The organism is Leptotrichia sp. oral taxon 218 (assembly GCF_018128225.1).
Taxonomy (GTDB): domain Bacteria; phylum Fusobacteriota; class Fusobacteriia; order Fusobacteriales; family Leptotrichiaceae; genus Leptotrichia.
In genome coordinates, this window is record NZ_CP072377.1 from 1,434,758 (window position 1) to 1,454,238 (window position 19,481).

Sequence of the window (19,481 nt, forward strand, 5' to 3'; positions counted from 1 at the left end):
ACTTTTCCTTTCTGTAATTTTACAGTCCGCTCTCATTTGCACTTTCTAACTTAGCATTTTTATTGCTATCTTTTTTATTTGTTAAATTTTTGCAAATATCAGTTTTTGTACAAGTATATCCTCCAGCAACAGCTCCTGCTCCAAGTGCAATTGCAGTGCAAGAATTAAGCGCTCCCACTAAGACTGATAATATTAATACTAATTTTATTTTTTTCATAATTTTTCTCCCTTAATTTTTTTCTTTAATTTTTTCCCTTTTAATTTCATTTTTTTATTTTTTTTGTTTTTTCATACTTTAAATTATTGCTTTTTAGGTACCCAAACTGCAATTTTTTGCGCTTCAACTCTAAATGCAGCATTTCCTTCTTCGTCAATTACTACATCTTCAAATCCGCTTCCTGTAACTTCTTCCCAAACTTGTCCAATTCTATCTTTTCCAACTTCAATAACTTTTTCTCCATCTTCATCATTGGATAAAATAGCTACACATCCTGTATTTATTTCATTTTCTCTACCTTTTCTATAAAAAGCTATTATATTTGGATCATCAAAATAATTTATTTGTTCTCCATAAGCATTATTTTTTCTCACATGAAGAAGTTTGTCTATTACCCATCCATGCGGACTTTTATTATTTCCTACGCCGTAATAATCTCCATAAAATAAGCATGGGTAACCTTTTTCAGAAAGTAATATTATTGCATAGGCATGCGGAATAAACCAGCTTTCTATTTCAGATTCCAGTGCGCTTCCCTTTTGCGAATCGTGATTATCCACAAATGTTACCGCTTTAATTGGATCCATAAGCATTACTGAATTATCCAGTATTGTTGTTAAATCATAGTTTTCTTTTTCTACCGAAGCTTCATGAAAATTAAAATGAAGTCCCACATCAAATAAATCAGTTTCATATCCTATATTTTCTAAATAAGTTTTTAAAGTATCCAAGTCACCTTTCCAATATTCTCCAACAGAATAAAATTTTTCTCCATAAACTTTTCTTACTTCAATTAAAAATTCCTTGATAAAATCTTCGCTTATATGTTTTACAGCATCCATTCTGAATCCATCAAGATTTAATTCGTTTACAACCCATTTCCCCCAGTTTATAATTTCCTTTCTCACTTCAGGATGTGAATAATCGACATCAGCATTCATAAGATAGTCATAATTTCCAAGTTCAGAATCCACATTTTCTGCCCATCCTTTATTTTCACCAGCAATTTTATAAATTGCAGTTTCCCCTGTTAAATTATCGTAGTCAACTCCGCTAAAAAGAGTATAGTTCCATTCAAATTCAGAATATTTCTTATTTCTTCCAGGAAAAGTAAATTTTGTCCACCCTTCAATCTCTTTTGGTTCTGAAATTTCTTCATTTCTGTTTTCAGGGTCCACTTCTATTGCCAAAAATCTTTCTGTTTCGTCAGCACCTCCCTTATGATTAAGTACAGCGTCCAAATAGACATTTATTCCATATTTATGAAGTTCATTAATCGCATCAATAAGTTCTTCTTTTGTCCCATATTTTGTACGCACAGTTCCTTTTTGATTAAACTCTCCCAAATCCCACAAATCATAAACGCCGTATCCAACATCTCCTGAAAAAGTCCCTTTATAAGCAGGTGGAATCCAAACCGCCGAAACTCCAATTTCTTTTAGATGAGCGGCATCATTTTTCAATCTTTCCCAATGTTTTCCATCATCTGCTAAATTCCACTCAAAATATTGTATCATTACTCCATTTATCATATTTTTCTCCTAATTTGTTTCATAAAATTTATTTATATCATCTTCGTTATTTTCTAAAGATTTTTTTATTTTTTCTAAAAATATTTTTATAACTTCACTTTTAGTTTTTTTCTCCCCATCATAACTAACTAATTCTGAAATATCATCTAAATTATAATAATTTGTATAACTCCAATCTTTTTTTGCAAAACTATTTTTTAAAATTCTGCTTTCTTTATTCAAAAAAGAAATAACTTCAACTTTTCCGCTAAATTTTTTCTTTTTTAAAGTATCAATTACTCTTTTTATAGTAGGTGTATCTTTGTCATCGAAATAAATCAATGTAACTTTATTCGCATTTTTAGATATTTGATTGTATATACTAGCCACATCATTGTCTACAGAAAAACTTCCTCCCATTATAACTGTCATTACCCCTTTTAAATCTCTTCTATTGCTCGTCCTTATCCCAATAGCTCTATCATAGTCATCATTTTCAATTTTTAAAACCGTTGAATATTTTCTTTTTTCATAAATTTCACTATTTTTATCTTTTTGCTCAGAAAATACGATAAAACTGGTAAATATTATCAAAAAAAGTATCAATTTTTTCATTGCTTACACCCTCTTTGCACATTATTTTTTTCCAAAATCATTTTTTCAAGTAAGTTTCCTTTTTCAGTTTCGCTTTCAATTCTAAAATAATCTCTTCTATTCCCTTTTATAAAATATTCTTCTTTTGACTTCAAATCATATATCCCTTTTTTTGTGTCAAAATAACAAGGATATTCATCTTTTAAAAAATGAACAGGCAATCCATAACCAGTTTCTTTATCAACCAACACATCTTTTTCTACAACTAAACCTTTAGGAAGTAAAATTTGTTCTGTATGGTAATCCGCATCCACAAAACCAGAAAAAAATGTCGTTTTTTCCCATTCCCTTTGTAAAATATCACTCATCAATTTGTCAATTCTATCTTTATATTCTTCGACTTTATAGGCACGATAACCTTCTCTATATTTCCCATACTCTGTCTCATCTTGTTTAGGAAGTAACTTACCAACTGCATAAAACGGTGCTCCTATAACTGCAACTGTCGCTTCTGTCAACGGTCTTATAACAAGAGCATGACAAGAATTTAAACAAATTATACTCAAAATTAATAAAAATGCTTTTTTCATAATATTAATTCTCCAATCATTAATTTTTTAATTATTTTCACAAATTTTTTCCATATCGTTTGCTTTTACAATTTTATCTACCAGCTCTTTTCCATCATAAGTGTAAGATTCTAAATAAAAATATTCATCTTTAAATATTTTTTTCAAATATTTATCTTTATATTCTTTATTTTTCCAGTCTTCCTGATTATTACAAGGATTTGAAACAGTAAAAAATTTTATTGGAAGTCCATAGCCAGACTGTACATCTACCATTTCTATACCATTATCTATAACTTTTAATTCAACATTTTTAGGAACTGAAATTTGTATGTTTTTACCCAAAATATTTATCATTTGTGTTGTCATTTCTCTATCTATCACTCGTAATGTTACACGACTTACAGATTCTTTATAACTTTTATTTGAGTAAGCCATGTATCTATTTTTTCTTTTTGGCTGATAATCTTCTATACTGTCAGAAATGCTTTTTATCGGCTCTGTCACAGGCCAAGTTAGTCCTTTAGCCACTTTTTTCGCAACCGAATCATCTGAATCGCAAGTTTTCATTTCCCCTTCAAAACACCCAAGTTCATAAGTCATTAAAAGTCCAGTCGCAACCGCAGTCGCTGCACAAGAATTTAAAAATAGCACAGAAAAAATTAAAAACAATATTCTTCTTTTCATGAAAAACACCTCTTTTAAAAAAATTTTATTAAAAATATTTTTATTCTAAAATAATCCCATTTTTGCTAATAAATTTTACAACTTCTTCCAAGTCCTCTTTTGTATCAACTCCAATAACTTTGGAATCCGTTTCCAAAACTTTAATTTTATAACCATTTTCCATAAATTTTAACTGTTCAAGCGACTCCATTCTTTGCAAAATTCCATCTTTCAAATTACTAAGTTCATTCAAAAATTTTGTTGTATATCCATAAATCCCAATATGTCGATAATATTTAAAATTTTGTATTTTTTCCCGCTCAAACGGAATTGGAAGCCTGCTAAAATAAATTGCATTATCATAAAAATCTGTGATAACTTTTACAACATTCGGATTTAAAATGTCACTTTTTTCAGCAATTTCTTGCTTTAATGTAATAATTTCAGACTTTTGGCTTCTATAATTATCAGCCAAAATATTTATAGACTTAATATCTATTAACGGCTCATCTCCTTGAATATTTATTACAAAATCAAAATCTTTATATTTTTCTTTATTTATAACTTCAATTATTCTTGAAGTCCCATTTTTGTGATTATTTGAAGTCATAACCACATTTCCGCCAAATTTTTTAACTGCGTCAAATATTCTTTTATCGTCAGTTGCAACAATTAATTCATCAATATCTGCATTTTTAGCTCGTTTGTAAACCCATTCTATCATCGGATTTCCATTTATATCTTTTAATGGCTTTCCTTCAAACCTTGTTGAAGCAAACCTTGCTGGAATCACTCCCAATATTTTCATATTTTTCTCCCTTTTTAAATTTTATTTTACATTTAATTTTATCATATTTTTTAACAAAAAGATAGCAAGAAGTCTCCGATTTCTATAAGTGGGAGATGAATTGCTTTTTTTGTAAAAAAAATTGAAAAAAAGATACTCTTATGATACAATTTTTGTATAAAATATCGAAGAGAAATCATTAATGATAAAATCTCTAAATAAATAATTAAAAATAATATTCAAAATCAAAAGGAGGTGTAATTTCATGAAATATAATTTAGCATTCAAATACAGAATTTATCCAAATAAAGAGCAAGAATTATTGATAAATAAGACTTTTGGATGTGTTCGTTTTGTTTACAATACAATTTTGTACACTGCGAATAAATTTTATGAAGAAACTGGAAAAAATAAAATAATTACACCTGCTAGTTTGAAAAGTGAAAATAAATTTCTAAAAGAAGTAGACAGTTTGGCACTTTCAAATGCTCAATTGAATGTAAAACGATCGTTTACAAATTTTTTTCAGAAGAGAGCGAAATTTCCAAGGTTCAAATCTAAAAAGAATAATGTTAAAAGTTATACAACAAATTGTGTGAATAATTCGATACGAATTGAGGAGAATAAATATTTGGTCTTGCCAAAATTGAAAAGAATAAAATTAAAATATCATAGAGAAATACCGAAGGATTACAAGATAAAATCAGTAACATTGACAAACAGTAATGGAAATTACTATATTTCTATTTTGACAGAATTTGAAAAAGAAATTCAAAAAATACCAAGTAGCGATAAAGTAATTGGACTTGATTTTTCGATGTCTGAATTATTTGTCAGTTCTGAAAACCAAAGAGCTGATTATCCAAAATATTTTAGAATGTTGGAAGAAGAATTGAAAAAATTACAGAAATCATTATCGAGAAAAGTGAAATTTTCTAAAAATTGGTATAAACAAAAAATGAAAATATCAAAATTACATGAGTATATCAAAAATTGTCGAAGAGATTTTTTGCATAAATTGTCGAAAAAATTGTCTGAAACATATAATGCTGTGGTTGTCGAAGATTTGAATATGAAAGGGATGAGCCAGGCATTAAATTTTGGGAAAAGTGTAGGAGATAATGGATGGGGAATGTTTTTGAGAATGCTTGAGTATAAGTTGATGTTTTCAGGAAAACAATTTTTGAAGATAGATAAATGGTTTCCGTCATCGAAAACTTGCAGTAAATGTGGAAATGTTAAAGAGGAACTGAAATTATCAGAAAGAAGTTATGAATGTAAGTGCTGTGGAATTGAGATTGATAGGGATTACAATGTGGCACTGAATATAAAAAACATTGGAAAATTGATGTTGGAATATTAGGAAAATATAAAAAAAAACAGGGTAGGAACTACCCGAAGAGCTTGGTAAATATATTTGGCTAGTCATGCGCAGATACTTCCCAAGAAGCTTCCGCTTCTAAAAGCGGGAGTAGTTCACTAATTTACACAAAAAAAACACTCTCAAGAATATTAAATTTAAATTAATTCTTAAAAGTGTATTTTTTTTATTTTATGCCATTCCGAAAGTTACAAATCTCAAAACTTTTCCAAATAATGATAATTGCTTGTAGTCGTTATTTGCAACTATATCAATTGTATTTACTACTTTATCATCATTTGACAACACTTGTAATTTACCGATTACATCTCCTTTTGAAATTCCATCTTTTTCTGCTGTAATTCTCAAATCTTTTACTTCAAATTTATAATCCGTATTATTTCCTAATTGATAGACATTATCAGCTAAAATTCCATTAATTTCTTTTTTTTCAGCATTTTTTATTTTAAATTTATTTGCCACAACTTGTCCAGCTTTGTAAATTGGCACAAGATTTTTTTCTATCGCTTGAAATTCTTTTTTCTGACCTTCTGTTCTCTCAATATCGCTTTTATTTCCAAGCGAAACTGAAATTATCTCAAGATTTCCAAGTTTACTTGAAACTATCATATTGTATCCAGCTTGTTCATGAAATCCTGTTTTAAGTCCAAAAACTCCAAATTGTCCAAGCAAGTGATTACGATTATTGTAGACAACTTCTTCACCTTTGTCATTTAACAACTCAAGTTCTTTTTCGCTCATCCATTCCCTAAGTCTTTCATCTTTAATCGCTTGACGCCCTAGTAAATACATATCGTATGCTGTAGAAACATCCATTTGCTTTTTAGTCATCGAAGTTGGAAGACCAGCTGGTGTAAAATACTGTGTATCCTTCATTCCAAACTCTTTTGCTTTTTCATTCATAAGTTTTACATAGTTGTCAAGATTTCCTTTTCCAATGTAAGAAGCAACCATATAAGCTGCATTATTTGCCGAATAAATTATTTCTGCACGAAGTAAATCTCTTAGTGTAAAACAATCTCCTGCTTTTGCATTTAACCAGCTTCCACCTGTATCAACCACATCAGGCGTAAAGCAAACTTTGTCGCTTAATTTTACCTTTCCTTTATCGACTTGGTCAAGTGCGACCATGATATTCATAACTTTTGTAAGCGAAGCTATCGGATGTTTTTGTTTTGCATCTTCATTTTTTATAACTTTTCCATCTGTCGTAGCTATAAATCTTATAACTTTTCCGTTATATTTTGAATCCCCTTCTTTTTCTTTTTCTACCGCTTTTACAATTTTTACAGGCTTTTTATTTTTTAAAGTTGATTTAACTGAAGAAGTTGCTTTTGGTTTTGAATTTTCAACTTTTTTTGTGTTATTTAAACTGCTTGGTGTTTTTTCAGATGTACTTTTAGAAGATATCGTATGTTGTTCTACATCTTTTCTCACTTCTTTATTTTCTTTATTTTTATTTCTGTTAATATTTTTTGAAGATTTTTCTGAATGTTCACGAGAACTAGTATTCCCTCTTTTTGTTGCTTGATCTATCTCTTCTGAACTGCTTCTTACTTCTTTTACCGTTTCACTTTTACTACTTCCACTATCTTGTCTGTCGCTTGTTCCTTCTCCTTCCCCATACAGCAAAGCTGCAAAAAATACTGTTAAAATTAAAAATTTTTTCGTTTTACTAAACATTATATTCCTTTCTTTATATTCCTTTCTTTTTTATTTATAAATCTTTATCTTTATTAACTAATTTTTGTCCATGTTTACAATATTTATTTATTTCGCACTCTGTGCATTTTGGTCTACGAGCCACACATTTGTCCCTGCCATGCAAAATCAAATAATGCGAATACTCAAACCAATATTTCTTTGGTACAAATTTCATAAGTTCTCTTTCAATAATTTCTGGATTATCGCTATCAACAAATCCAATTAAATTTGAGAGCCTTTTAACATGTGTATCTACAACAATTCCTTGTCTAATATTCCACAAATCTCCCAAAATGACATTTGCCGTCTTTCTCCCAACTCCTGGTAAAATTAATAATTCTTCCATTGTTTTTGGTAATTTATCATTATACTTTTCTTTCATCATTTGAGCATTTAATTTTATATTTTTAGCTTTATTTCTAAAAAATCCTGTCGATTTAATGTATTCTTCAAGCGTTTTAATATCCATTTTTCTAATATCTTCTGGATTTTTAACAACTTTAAACAGCTCTTTTGTGACGATATTTACTCTTGCATCCGTACATTGCGCTGAAAGTATTACAGCTATCATAAACTGAAATGGTGTTTCGTAATTTAGAGCCGCTTTTGCTTTACCAAATTTTTTTTCCAATATCGGAAACACTTTATCAAATCTTTCTTTTTTCGTCATTTTATCACCTTATTATTTATTTTAACTCTCACTTTTCATATCACAGCTTTTTAAGTAAGAAATTTATTGTTTCTAAAATTAAAAAATGTATCGGATAAAATAGATAGAAAAAACATTTTAAACTTTTGCCTTTTTTTCCGTTATAAAAAAATATAAAAATCAATGAAAATATTGAAAAAAATTGTATTTTAAATAACTCAAAAATATTTGGAAAAATTATAATTGTTAAATTTAATAAAAAAAACGCTAAAAATAAAAATAATTTTTTGTTTCTAAATATATTAAAAATTATTATAAGCAAAATTCCATATATTCCATAATCAAATTTAAATTTTTTACTTATATAAAAAATTAAAAATATCAAAAATATTTTTAAAAAAACAAAAATATATAAAGGCATTTTTTTATTTTTTAAATTTAAAATATAAATTGCAAGTAATCCAAAAAATAGCGTAAAAAATATATTTACTGGATAATTAAGTTTAAATAAAATTGCAGGAATTTGTATAATTATTGCAAAAATAAATAATCTAATTAAATATTTTTTTAAATTACTCGTATGAAAATATCCTTCATTAAGAGAAAATGCAAATATTGGAAAAGCCAACCTTCCAATTATGTTAAGAATCAAACTTCCACCAATTACAAAATGATAATGGTCAATAAACATTGTTATTATGCCAATTATCTTTATCCAAAATAAATCCATTTATTTGTCTATTTGTTTATTTATTTTTTTATAAGCGTGACACTAAATTCAGAGTCTTCCATTGCAACTGCGCTTATAAAGTTTATCCCATCAAATTGTAAAATTTCTCCTGGCACTAAAACATGATTTTCTTTTTCGTTTAAAAAAACTTCCACTTTTCCTTTTAAAACTGTGAAAATAATTTCTTCATTTTCGTGATTATGTTTTTCAACTTTTTCACCTTTTTTTAATGCTTTCTTTACTAACATAAAATTGTCTTTTGAAAACATCAATCCAATCTCATTTTTTACATTTCCAACCACTAAAATCCCTCCAATACTTTTTTTATATTTTGATTTTATCAAATACACAAAAAAAAATCAAGGTAATTTTTATATTTTTACTAATTATATTTTTCTCTTGAAATAAAAAAAATAGAGTAAATTTATTTTTAAAATCTACTCTTAATTTTTTAATTTTCATCCAAAAACTTACTTTGTTCATCAGTCAAAACTGAACGAATTTTTTCATTTCTAATTTTTTTCAAATCTTCATATTTTTGTGTAAACATTTCTACGCTCAATCTGTTGTTTTTCAGATTTTCTACATTTCTTTTAAAATCACGCTCAAATTTTAGAACTTTTGCTTTTTGCTGATTTGTCAAATTTACATTGTCTTCAAGTTTTTTAATTCTGTCAATTTTTTCATTAAAATCCTTTTTTTTTGAATTTATATAAGAATTATATTGTTCTAATTGCTCGTTTGTCAAAATTTTTGCAATTTCTTCATATCTTTGAGTTTCTATTTTTCCAATTTTTTCTTTTTTTTCTTCAAATGTTATTAACTCTTTTTCAACATCTTTAGCTTTATTTTGATATTTCTGAACCTCTCACGACTGAAGTCGCGAGGTTCTTGGGTAGTAGTTGCTTTTTTTAGCCAACTAAATTTACCAAGCTATCCCCATAGTTCCTACGGTTCATATATTTATATATTTAAGCACTTTTTTCCAATATTCTTAGTCCTTCTTTTAGTATGTTTTTGGCTGCATTTTTATCTCTATTATGTACAGCTCCACATACTGGACAATTCCATTCTCTTACACTTAAATCTTTTACTTCTTCATTCTTATATCCGCAACAGTTACATATTTGACTACTTGCAAAAAACTTATCTACTTTTACTATCGTTCTTCCATACCACTTCGCTTTATATTCCAGTATTCTACTAAATTCACTCCATGATACGTCTACAATATTTCTTGCTAATTTATGATTTCTTACCATATTTTTTACTTGCAAGTCTTCCATACAGATAATGTCATATTTTCTTATCAGTTCTGTCGATAATTTCTGCAAAAAGTCTTTTCTTTGATTTGTTACTTTTTCATAACATTTCGCTACTTTTATTCTAGCCTTATTTCTATTTGAACTGCCCTTTGTTTTTCGTGACAGTTTTCTTTGGCATAAAGCTAGTTTTTTCAAAGACTTCTGTAAATATTTTGGATTCTCTATTAAGGTTTCATCACTGGTAATCGCAAAGTTCTTTATACCTAAATCTATTCCAACATTTTTATTTGTGCTCTCTAGTTTTTTTATTTCTACATCTGTACAACATAAAGATATATAATATTTTCCACTAGGTACTTGTGTTATTGTTGCACTTAGTATCCTTCCTTGTGGTGTCATCTTATCTCTTATTTTTAGTTTTCCTAACTTAGGTACTTTTATCCATTTATCTAAAAACTCTATATTATTATTAGTATAACTAGTTCTGTATGATTTTCTATTATCTTTCTTAGATTTAAACTTTGGATAACCCTTTCCACTAAAAAAGTTCTTATAGGCTTTATCTAAATCTTTTAAAGAATTTTGTAAAGAAAATTTATCTACATCTTTTAACCATTCTTTATCTTTCTTTAAAACTGTTAATTCTTTACTACACTCACTATATGACATAGACTTTTTCTCTGTATTATACAGCTTTTGTTTTAAACCTAAAAAATGATTATAGACATATCTAACACAACCAAAAGTACAATTTAACTTTTCTATTTGAGTTTTAGTTGGATAAAATCTGAACTTGTATGCTTTTTCCATTTGATTTCACCTCCATTTACTTATACATAAGTATACTATTTTTTATACTGTAAGTAAATGAAAAAATAAAATTTTTCTAAATATATGAACCTACAAACTGACTTAGTCGTTTTAGAGGTTGTCGTTCACATAAGTACGCTACCACCTATGCAGTTCTCTTATGAACTTCTTAATATTTCTATTAAGCACAGACTATATCTTATCCCACAGCTTTACCTGTTTGGGTCTACCCACTTCCACGAAGCTTTCCGTGTACTTCCCTCAGGAGGAATAGTCGTTGAACCTTACCTTTCGGTCTTGGCTGCTGATTGCCCATTGTCTTAACACTTAGGGTTTAACCTTATGTCATCTAGTATATTTTTTCTGCTTTCGCCACTTTCACATCTGTACTGTATTTATTTAGGTATTATGTTGTAGTTATACCAGCTTTAGGGGTTCCCAGCAATTCGAGTAGTATTGGATAGCTTTTTTTAAGTTGCTATCTCCACATACATATTTCTATATATGCTGACTATACTTCTCGGTCTAACTCATTCCTTGCGTCACGAGTGTGCGACCGCATTTTTAATCAAATATTTTCTCCAATTTTTTCTGCTGATTTTTCGTTACATTCAATTTTTTAAAAATATCACCTTTTGAAACTTTTACGACATAAACTTTTTCATAATAATCTTCATAAGAATAAACAAAACTGCTCATTCCAAAAACCATCACTGAATAAATAATCAAATTTTTTATTTTTTTCATTTTTTTCCTTTCAAAGTCCATTTAATCTTAAACTTCAGACTGTCTTAAAAATAATTTTTAAGACAGCCTTTTATTTTTTTATTTATTTGAATTATTGTAATTTGGAGCTTCTTTTGTAATAATTACATCGTGCGGATGACTTTCTTTAAGTCCTGCTCCTGTAATTTTCACAAATTTTCCATTCAATTTCAAATCTTCAATTGTCGGAGTTCCGCAATACCCCATTCCTGAGCGAAGTCCTCCACAAATTTGATAAACCGTGTCTTTTAATGCACCTTTATATGGAACCATTGACTCTATTCCTTCTGGAACCAATTTTTCTGTAGCTGATTCCAATTGGAAATATCTGTCTTTACTTCCTCTTTTCATTGCTGCAAGTGACCCCATTCCAGCATAAGTTTTAAATTTTCTTCCGTTGTACAAAATTTCTTCTCCTGGTGCTTCATCAGTTCCGGCAAGCATTCCACCAAGCATTACGCAATCTGCTCCAGCGGCAATCGCTTTTACAACATCTCCAGATAATTTAATTCCACCATCAGCAATTACTCCAATTCCTTTGTCTTGGCAAACTTCAGCAACATCCATAACCGCTGAAATTTGTGGAACTCCTACTCCTGATACAACTCTTGTCGTACAAATTGATCCAGGTCCAACACCAACTTTTACGGCATTTACTCCAGCTTCAATTAAATCAAGTGCAGCTTCTTTTGTAACAATGTTTCCACCGATAATATCCAATTTTGGAAATGCTTCTCTAATTTCTTTAATTTTATTTATAACTGCTTTTGAGTGTCCATGAGCTGAATCCACTGCAATTATATCAACTCCAGCTTCAACCAACGCTTGAACTCTTCTCACAGAATCAGGTCCAACACCAACTCCAGCTCCCACACGAAGTCGTCCTTGACTGTCTTTTGCGGCATTTGGATAATTTATTACATTGTCAATATCTTTTATTGTGATTAATCCTTTTAATTTTGTTCCTTCCACAATTGGCAATTTTTCAATTCTATGTTGAAGCAATATTGTTTTTGCTTCATCCAATGTAGTTCCGACTGGTGCAGTTATTAAATTTTCTTTTGTCATAACTTCTGTAACTTTAGACGATAAATCTTCTCTATATTTTAAATCTCTATTTGTAATAATCCCTTTCAAATTTCCTTCTCCGTCAACAACTGGAAGTCCTGAAATTTTATATTCCTTCATAAGTTTATTTGCATCTTCCAAAATAGCATCTTGACGCAATGTAACAGGATTTGTAATCATTCCGCTCTCATATCTTTTAACTCTTGCCACTTCCTCAGCTTGTCTTTCAATGGTCATATTTTTATGAATAAACCCAATTCCACCTTCTCTTGCAATAGCAATCGCAAGTTTTGATTCTGTCACAGTATCCATAGCTGCACTTAAAATTGGCATATTTAATTCCAAGTTTTTAGTCAGCTTTGTCTTTAATACAACTTGATTAGGCGCTACTTCCGACGCTTGTGGAATAAGAAGCACATCATCAAATGTCAATCCTTCAGAAATTACAATTTTGTTTTTTTTATCCATTTTTTCTTTCCTCCTACTTTTAATTCATCACGATTTGTCCTATTTTTTATATTATATTATTTTATCACAATTTTTACTAGAATTTCAATATTTTTTTTATTAACTAAATTAAAATTTACTAACATAATAAAAGAAGACATTAATTCTAATTGAAATAAAAATTTTACTATTAAATATTTTCTGAACTCAATTCCAAAACTTTTTCTTTAGCAACTTTTACAAAATAAATATCACTTTTTTTTTCAGCGATTTCATTGTAAAATCTTCTTGCTTTTTTTAAGTTTCCAATTTGTTCATATACTTCTCCCAAACAAAATTTTACTTCTATCTTAGATAATTCTACTTTTTGTTTTAACAATAATTTTTCAAGTTTAACAATTTTTTGTTCTGGATTATTTTCATAATTTAATAAAATTCCTAATAAGCTTTCTTCTTTTTTAATATTTTCATCAAATATTTTTCTAGCTTCACCCTTTTCATTTATGGACAATTTATACGCTGCTAAATTATAATAATAAACATATTTAACTTTTTTAGGCGTTTTTTTAGTTATTTCTATAATATCTATATAGCTCAAAAAATCCTTTTCACTGTTTAAAAGGAGATATGCCGTAAATAAATTTATTAAAATTATATTTTTGCTTTCTTTCGTCAAAAGGAATTTAAAAATTCTCTTTAATCTTGAAATATACTTTTCCACTTTCAACTCGTTAACTAGCATATTATATGTTTCTACCCACAATAATATATAAAACATTAAAAATATAAATATAAATGGAAAAATATTAAAAAATGATGGTTTCTTAATAAATATAGATCCGTCATATATACCAAGAAATATTAAAACTCCATATCCTAAAATAAATTTAAACCTTGATTTCATCGTTTATTCCCCTTCTCCATTCAATCTGACGATTTCCACAATGACATCAGCCGCTAAAATCATGCTCTCAAGCGCAACAAATTCATATTTTCCGTGAAAATTTTCTCCACCTGCAAAAATATTCGGAGTTGGAAGACCCTTAAACGAGATTTTTGATCCATCTGTTCCACCACGAATTGGCTCAATCACTGGCTTAACTCCAACATTTTTCATAGCTTTTTGAGCAATTTCTACAACATTCATATGATTTTTTATAATTTCTCGCATATTATAATATTGATCTTTTATATCAACTTCTACAATTTTATCGCCATATTTTTCATTTATTTTTTTAGCAACTTTTTTTACAAATTCTTTTTTTGCTTCAAATTTTTCTCTATCGTGATCACGCAAAATATATGACATTTTCGCTTCTTCAATATTTGAAGTCATTTTTTCAAGCAAATAAAAACCTTCATAACCTTCTGTTTTTTCGGGTACTTCTTCTTTTGGAAAACTATTTGCAATTTCCATTGCTACAACATTTGCATTAATCATTTTATTTTTTGCCGTTCCTGGATGAACACTTTTTCCTTTTATTTTAAAAGTTGCCTGTGCCGCATTAAAACATTCATATTGAAGTTCTCCAACTGGTCCGCCATCCATTGTATATGCAAAATCTGCACCAAATTTTTTTACATCAAAATTATCTGCGCCTCTGCCTATTTCTTCATCTGGACCAAAAGCTATTTTCACTTTTCCGTGCTTAATCTGCGGATTTTCAATCAAAAATTTCATTGCTTCAATAATTTCCACAATTCCAGCTTTGTCATCAGCTCCCAAAAGCGTTGTTCCATCAGTCGTAATTAAAGTTTTTCCAATATAATTTTTCAAATTTGGAAATTCTTTTGCTGACAAAATTACTTTTAAATTTTCATTTAACAAAAGATCATTTCCGTCATAATTTTCAAAAACTCTTGGATTTACATTTTTTGCGTTAAAATCTGCTGTATCCATATGAGCGATAAATCCTATTGTTGGAACTTTTTCATCAAAATTGGCTGGAAGAGTTGCATTTACAAAACAAGCGCTGTCTATGTTGACATCTTCTAGTCCTATTTCTTCTAATTCACGCTTTAGCATTTTGGCAAATTCGATTTGTGAAGGTGTCGATGGAATTGAAGTGCTATTTTCATCTGACCTTGTTTCAAATTTAACATATCTAAAAAATCTGTCTTTCAAATTTTTATATTTCATAAAATTCTCCTCACTTTTATTTAATATATTTTACAATTTTTTTTATTTTTTTTCAACAAAAAAAGTTCGAAATAAAATTTTTGAACTTAAAAAAACTGGATAAAAGTGTTATAATAAAAATATAATATTTAAAATTTTTAAAAAAATAAATAGGAGATGATAATGAATGTATAAAATTTTTGAAAATGTTGACTACAAAGTTTTTCACGAAGGAGAAACTTTTGAAATAAAAGGTATAGAATATGATTCCAGAAAAATAGAAAATAACTTTGTCTTCATCGCTATGATTGGAAGTGTCGTTGATGGACACGAATTTATTCAAAGTGCAATTGACAAAGGTGCTAAAATGATTGTTGTTGAAAAAATGGTAAATCCTGAAAGATATGAAAATTCAAAAAATGTTACTTTTGTTTTCATCTCAAATATAAGAAAAAAATTAGGAATCATCGCTTCAAATTTTTATGATTTTCCACAAAATAAAATAAAAATAATCGGTATCACTGGAACAAACGGAAAAACTACATCAAGTTTCATTTTAGAAAATATTTTAGAAAAAACTGCTCGAATTGGAACTACTGGAAATCGTATTTTAAACGAAAATTTCCCAACTGTAAATACAACTCCAGAATCGCTTGAATTAATAAAATTAATAGACAAAAGCGTAAAAATGGGTGCAGAATATTTTATAATGGAAGTGAGTTCCCATGCTCTTCAAATTGGACGAGTGGATATGTTAAGATTTGACAGTGCAATTTTTACAAATTTAACTCAAGACCATTTAGATTTTCACAAAACGATGGAAAATTATTTTAATGCCAAGAAAAAAATATTTACACTGTTAAAAAATGATGGCGCTGGAATTATAAACATTGACGACAAATATGGAAAAATAATTTTTGAAGAAAATCGTGGAAGAAACTATATCTCATTTTCAAAAAATGATAAAAGTGCCGATATTCACGGAGAAATTATCAATTACACAAATGACGGAATGAAAATAAAAATTAATGCTAAAAATTATTTTGAGAAAATTAATTCTATTTCAAATGAATCTGAATATGTTGTGGAAGTAAACTTAATTGGAGATTACAATCTTTATAACATTTTAGGATGCGTTGCCAGTCTTTTATCAATAGGAATTGACATCGACTACATTTTAGAAAAATTATCAAATATTTCTTCAATTCCAGGAAGATTTGAAACTATAAAAAATGATTTAGAAGCCAGAATTGTCGTAGATTTTGCTCACACAGACGATGGACTTTTAAATATTGGAAAAACTTTACAAAAAATCACTGACAACAGAGTGATTACAATTTTTGGAGCAGGTGGAGACAGAGATCACGATAAAAGACCAAAAATGGCAAAAGCTGCCGCAAAATTTAGCGATTTTATAATTTTAACTTCTGACAATCCCAGAACAGAAAACCCAATTTCAATTTTAGCTGCTATTGAAAAAGGACTAGTTCAAATTGATTATCCATTTGACAAATATTTAATTATTTCTGACAGGGAAAAAGCGATAAGAAGAGGTATTGGAATGCTTCGAAAAGGAGATAGCCTTTTAATTGCTGGAAAAGGTCACGAAACTTATCAAATAATTGGAAAAGAAAAAATTCATTTTGATGATAGAGAAATTGTAAAAAAATATTTAAAAAAATAATTTTATATAAAATTTATTTTCAAAAAAATTAAAAAGTGTGATATAAGTTACAGAATTTATTTTTAATTTATTATATAATTTTTTTGTTGAAATAATAAAAAATTAATTTTAAAATTGTGGAGATTTTAAAATTAAATATTTCAAAATAAAAAAATAAAAAAATAAATTAAAAATGGAGAGAAAATTATGAATAACATGTTTTGTTTTCAATGTCAGGAAACAAGTAGAAATCAAGGCTGCACAGTTATTGGAACTTGTGGAAAAAATGATGAAGTTTCGAACTTGCAAGATGTGCTTATTTTTGTTGTAAAAGGAGTTGCACTTTTTTCAAACAAACTTAGACAAAATAATAAAATTTATGAAAATGTAAATGAATATTTATATCGTGCACTTTTTTCAACTATAACAAATGCAAACTTTGATGGAGAGGAAATCAAGGAATATATTTACGAAGGTATTAAATTAAGAAAATTTTTAGAACAAGAATTAGAAAATAACAAAATTTCATTTGATTCTAAATTTAAAAATACTAGACTTGCCACTTTTGAATTTGATGAAAGTTGTGACTTAGTGGATTTAGCTCGTGAAGTTGGAGTTTTGAGAACTAAAGATGAAGATATTCGTTCACTTCGTGAAATAATTTTATATGGCTTAAAAGGACTTTCTGCTTATGGTTTTCACGCATTAAACTTAAAATTTGAAAGCGATGAATTATATGACTTTTTTGAAAGAGCATTGGTTGCAACTGAAGATAACGACTTAAGTGCTGAAGAGCTTACAAATCTTGTTTTTGAAACTGGAAAATTTGGTGTAGATGCGATGGCACTTTTAGACAAAGCAAACAATTCGGCTTTTGGTATGCCTGAAATGACAAAAGTAAATATTGGAGTTGGAAAAAATCCTGGAATTTTGATTTCAGGACATGATTTAAAAGATATAAAAGAGCTTTTGGAACAGACTGAAGGGACTGGAATTGATATTTACACACATTCAGAAATGTTACCAGCTCATTACTATCCTGAATTAAAAAAATACAAACATCTAGTTGGAAATTATGGAAATGCTTGGTATCATCAAACAACTGAATTTGAAACATTTAATGGACCTGTCGTATTTACTACAAACTGTTTAGTTCCACCTAAGAAAAATGCGACTTATAATGACAGAATATTTACATTAAATGCAACAGGACTTCCTGGCTGGAAAAAATTGAAAACAGACGAAAATGGAAAAATTGATTTTAGTGAAGTTATAGAATTAGCAAAAAGATGTAAATCACCAACTGAAATTGAAAGTGGAACAATCACAGGTGGATTTGCACACGGACAAGTATTTGCTCTTGCTGATAAAATTGTTGAGGCAGTGAAATCAGGAGCAATTAAAAAATTTATCGTTATGAGCGGATGCGATGCAAGACAGACAACAAGAAAATATTATGCTGAATTTGCAAAAAGATTACCAAAAGATGTAGTAATTTTAACATCAGGATGTGCAAAATTTAGATATAACAAATTAAATCTTGGAGATATTGACGGTATACCTAGAGTGCTTGATGCTGGTCAATGTAACGATTCTTATTCTTGGGCAGTCGTAGCGCTAAAATTAAAAGAAATTTTTAACGCAAACGATATAAACGACTTGCCAATCGAGTTTAACATCGCATGGTATGAGCAAAAAGCTGTAATCGTGCTACTTGCGCTGCTTTACTTAGGCGTTAAAAATATTCACATTGGTCCAACTTTACCAGCATTTATTTCTAAAAATGTTGCTACTCTTTTAAACGAGCAATTTGGATTGACTGGTATAACTGATGTTGAAAATGATTTACAAATATTTTTTAGTTAAAAATATTGATAAATAAAGATTTTAAATATAGTAAAGATAATAATAAATATTATTATCTTTACTATTTTTTTATTAATTTCTTCTTATTTTTTTGTTTTTTTTAAATTATCATTGCAAAGACTTTGAATATCTGTTATAATAACTATGATAAAATTTATATAACAGGTGTTATAATTAAAAAATTATAGAAAGAAGGAATGCTAAAATGAAAAAAGGTATATTAGCAATGTTAATTTTATTTTCTTTTGCAGCTTTTGCTGAAAAAACTCATGAAAAAACTGCAAAATTAGAAAAAGACGCTTATTGTAAAGCTCCAAAATCACACGGAGATTATAAAAAAATTAATGATAAAGATAGTCGTGTAGATATCGACTTTGAAAACTGTGTATTTGATGGAGAAAATTATGAAAATGCAAAAGTTGGGATTTTAATTCAAGACAAAGACAAATTTGAAAATTTTTTAAAAAAATATAAATTTATGCATTTAAAATCTGGAAAAGATTTAGTTAATAAAGATGGTAACTTCTTTTATAGCGGTTCTTGGGCTTTTTCAAATGACAAATCTTATCCGAATTTAAACAATAATAATAACAAGAATAATAACAAAAATGTAAAAACTGCACCTGTAAAAAAATAAAATTTAAATTATTTTTTTAAAACTTATTTTATA

20 protein-coding genes are annotated in these 19,481 nt (G+C 28.2%); 4 read left to right on the forward strand and 16 right to left on the reverse strand.

The window, feature by feature from the left end:
* Window positions 1–19 precede the first annotated feature (19 nt).
* From J5A73_RS06625 to kdsB, 6 genes are all read right to left on the reverse strand, one after another.
* Window positions 20–217, reverse strand: a complete 198-nt coding sequence (locus tag J5A73_RS06625) for a hypothetical protein (RefSeq protein ID WP_211614185.1) — start codon at window positions 215–217, stop codon at window positions 20–22.
* 83 nt (window positions 218–300) lie between these two features.
* Window positions 301–1,749: an alpha-amylase gene (locus J5A73_RS06630; protein WP_211614188.1), complete on the reverse strand. Its 1,449-nt coding sequence runs from the start codon at window positions 1,747–1,749 to the stop codon at window positions 301–303.
* 9 nt (window positions 1,750–1,758) lie between these two features.
* On the reverse strand, window positions 1,759–2,343 hold the full coding sequence (locus J5A73_RS06635) for a hypothetical protein (protein WP_211614189.1): 585 nt from the start codon (window positions 2,341–2,343) through the stop codon (window positions 1,759–1,761).
* Window positions 2,340–2,912: a hypothetical protein gene (locus J5A73_RS06640; protein ID WP_211614191.1), complete on the reverse strand. Its 573-nt coding sequence runs from the start codon at window positions 2,910–2,912 to the stop codon at window positions 2,340–2,342. The genes J5A73_RS06635 and J5A73_RS06640 overlap by 4 nt, the downstream gene beginning before the upstream one ends.
* Window positions 2,913–2,939: 27 nt before the next feature.
* Entirely contained in the window at window positions 2,940–3,578 is a 639-nt protein-coding gene (locus tag J5A73_RS06645) for a hypothetical protein (protein ID WP_211614209.1), read from the reverse strand.
* A 40-nt stretch (window positions 3,579–3,618) separates the two neighbouring features.
* A complete protein-coding gene (gene kdsB / locus J5A73_RS06650) occupies window positions 3,619–4,365 on the reverse strand; it encodes a 3-deoxy-manno-octulosonate cytidylyltransferase (protein WP_211614211.1) in 747 nt (248 codons plus the stop codon).
* Window positions 4,366–4,609: 244 nt separating this feature from the next.
* On the opposite strand from kdsB, the gene J5A73_RS06655 reads away from it, so the two are divergent.
* The gene (locus tag J5A73_RS06655; protein ID WP_211614213.1) at window positions 4,610–5,707 is read left to right on the forward strand and encodes an RNA-guided endonuclease TnpB family protein; all 1,098 of its coding nucleotides are present in this window, start codon (window positions 4,610–4,612) and stop codon (window positions 5,705–5,707) included.
* 189 nt (window positions 5,708–5,896) lie between these two features.
* Here the strand turns inward: J5A73_RS06655 and J5A73_RS06660 are convergent, their stop codons facing one another.
* The 10 genes from J5A73_RS06660 to pepT all read right to left on the reverse strand — a co-directional run bounded on the left by J5A73_RS06660 (window position 5,897) and on the right by pepT (window position 15,303).
* Entirely contained in the window at window positions 5,897–7,408 is a 1,512-nt protein-coding gene (locus J5A73_RS06660; RefSeq protein WP_211614215.1) for a D-alanyl-D-alanine carboxypeptidase family protein, read from the reverse strand.
* A gap of 34 nt (window positions 7,409–7,442) precedes the next feature.
* A complete protein-coding gene (nth, locus tag J5A73_RS06665) occupies window positions 7,443–8,099 on the reverse strand; it encodes an endonuclease III (protein WP_211614217.1) in 657 nt (218 codons plus the stop codon).
* Between the two features lie 40 nt (window positions 8,100–8,139).
* Complete coding sequence (locus tag J5A73_RS06670; RefSeq protein WP_211614219.1) at window positions 8,140–8,808, reverse strand: TraX family protein; 669 nt, start codon at window positions 8,806–8,808, stop codon at window positions 8,140–8,142.
* 20 nt (window positions 8,809–8,828) lie between these two features.
* A complete protein-coding gene (locus tag J5A73_RS06675) occupies window positions 8,829–9,110 on the reverse strand; it encodes a cupin domain-containing protein (protein WP_211614221.1) in 282 nt (93 codons plus the stop codon).
* 149 nt (window positions 9,111–9,259) lie between these two features.
* Window positions 9,260–9,556 carry a hypothetical protein gene (locus tag J5A73_RS06680; protein WP_211614229.1) on the reverse strand — a complete coding sequence of 99 codons (297 nt, stop codon included), beginning with the start codon at window positions 9,554–9,556 and terminating at the stop codon, window positions 9,260–9,262.
* 223 nt (window positions 9,557–9,779) lie between these two features.
* On the reverse strand, window positions 9,780–10,883 hold the full coding sequence (gene tnpB, locus J5A73_RS06685) for an IS200/IS605 family element RNA-guided endonuclease TnpB (RefSeq protein WP_211614231.1): 1,104 nt from the start codon (window positions 10,881–10,883) through the stop codon (window positions 9,780–9,782).
* 564 nt (window positions 10,884–11,447) lie between these two features.
* Complete coding sequence (locus J5A73_RS06690) at window positions 11,448–11,630, reverse strand: hypothetical protein (protein ID WP_211614233.1); 183 nt, start codon at window positions 11,628–11,630, stop codon at window positions 11,448–11,450.
* Window positions 11,631–11,708: 78 nt separating this feature from the next.
* Window positions 11,709–13,184 carry an IMP dehydrogenase gene (gene guaB / locus J5A73_RS06695; protein WP_211614235.1) on the reverse strand — a complete coding sequence of 492 codons (1,476 nt, stop codon included), beginning with the start codon at window positions 13,182–13,184 and terminating at the stop codon, window positions 11,709–11,711.
* A gap of 169 nt (window positions 13,185–13,353) precedes the next feature.
* Window positions 13,354–13,884: a hypothetical protein gene (locus tag J5A73_RS06700; RefSeq protein ID WP_211614237.1), complete on the reverse strand. Its 531-nt coding sequence runs from the start codon at window positions 13,882–13,884 to the stop codon at window positions 13,354–13,356.
* Between the two features lie 186 nt (window positions 13,885–14,070).
* Entirely contained in the window at window positions 14,071–15,303 is a 1,233-nt protein-coding gene (gene pepT / locus J5A73_RS06705; protein WP_211614239.1) for a peptidase T, read from the reverse strand.
* Window positions 15,304–15,469: 166 nt separating this feature from the next.
* Between pepT and J5A73_RS06710 the strand changes: the two genes are divergently transcribed.
* From J5A73_RS06710 to J5A73_RS06720, 3 genes are all read left to right on the forward strand, one after another.
* On the forward strand, window positions 15,470–16,966 hold the full coding sequence (locus tag J5A73_RS06710; RefSeq protein WP_211614241.1) for a UDP-N-acetylmuramoyl-L-alanyl-D-glutamate--2,6-diaminopimelate ligase: 1,497 nt from the start codon (window positions 15,470–15,472) through the stop codon (window positions 16,964–16,966).
* Window positions 16,967–17,152: 186 nt separating this feature from the next.
* Entirely contained in the window at window positions 17,153–18,811 is a 1,659-nt protein-coding gene (gene hcp / locus J5A73_RS06715; RefSeq protein ID WP_211614243.1) for a hydroxylamine reductase, read from the forward strand.
* Between the two features lie 205 nt (window positions 18,812–19,016).
* A complete protein-coding gene (locus J5A73_RS06720; RefSeq protein ID WP_211614245.1) occupies window positions 19,017–19,448 on the forward strand; it encodes a MarR family transcriptional regulator in 432 nt (143 codons plus the stop codon).
* The last annotated feature ends 33 nt before the right edge of the window (window positions 19,449–19,481 follow it).

Coding starts and splice junctions, on each gene's coding strand:
- tnpB (WP_211614231.1), bottom strand. CDS start 10,883: ATGGAAAAAGCATACAAGTTCAGATTTTATCCAACTAAAACTCAAATA.
- nth (WP_211614217.1), bottom strand. CDS start 8,099: ATGACGAAAAAAGAAAGATTTGATAAAGTGTTTCCGATATTGGAAAAA.
- J5A73_RS06640 (WP_211614191.1), bottom strand. CDS start 2,912: ATGAAAAAAGCATTTTTATTAATTTTGAGTATAATTTGTTTAAATTCT.
- kdsB (WP_211614211.1), bottom strand. CDS start 4,365: ATGAAAATATTGGGAGTGATTCCAGCAAGGTTTGCTTCAACAAGGTTT.
- J5A73_RS06625 (WP_211614185.1), bottom strand. CDS start 217: ATGAAAAAAATAAAATTAGTATTAATATTATCAGTCTTAGTGGGAGCG.
- J5A73_RS06670 (WP_211614219.1), bottom strand. CDS start 8,808: ATGGATTTATTTTGGATAAAGATAATTGGCATAATAACAATGTTTATT.
- J5A73_RS06630 (WP_211614188.1), bottom strand. CDS start 1,749: ATGATAAATGGAGTAATGATACAATATTTTGAGTGGAATTTAGCAGAT.
- hcp (WP_211614243.1), top strand. CDS start 17,153: ATGAATAACATGTTTTGTTTTCAATGTCAGGAAACAAGTAGAAATCAA.
- J5A73_RS06635 (WP_211614189.1), bottom strand. CDS start 2,343: ATGAAAAAATTGATACTTTTTTTGATAATATTTACCAGTTTTATCGTA.
- guaB (WP_211614235.1), bottom strand. CDS start 13,184: ATGGATAAAAAAAACAAAATTGTAATTTCTGAAGGATTGACATTTGAT.
- pepT (WP_211614239.1), bottom strand. CDS start 15,303: ATGAAATATAAAAATTTGAAAGACAGATTTTTTAGATATGTTAAATTT.
- J5A73_RS06645 (WP_211614209.1), bottom strand. CDS start 3,578: ATGAAAAGAAGAATATTGTTTTTAATTTTTTCTGTGCTATTTTTAAAT.
- J5A73_RS06720 (WP_211614245.1), top strand. CDS start 19,017: ATGAAAAAAGGTATATTAGCAATGTTAATTTTATTTTCTTTTGCAGCT.
- J5A73_RS06660 (WP_211614215.1), bottom strand. CDS start 7,408: ATGTTTAGTAAAACGAAAAAATTTTTAATTTTAACAGTATTTTTTGCA.
- J5A73_RS06655 (WP_211614213.1), top strand. CDS start 4,610: ATGAAATATAATTTAGCATTCAAATACAGAATTTATCCAAATAAAGAG.
- J5A73_RS06690 (WP_211614233.1), bottom strand. CDS start 11,630: ATGAAAAAAATAAAAAATTTGATTATTTATTCAGTGATGGTTTTTGGA.
- J5A73_RS06710 (WP_211614241.1), top strand. CDS start 15,470: ATGTATAAAATTTTTGAAAATGTTGACTACAAAGTTTTTCACGAAGGA.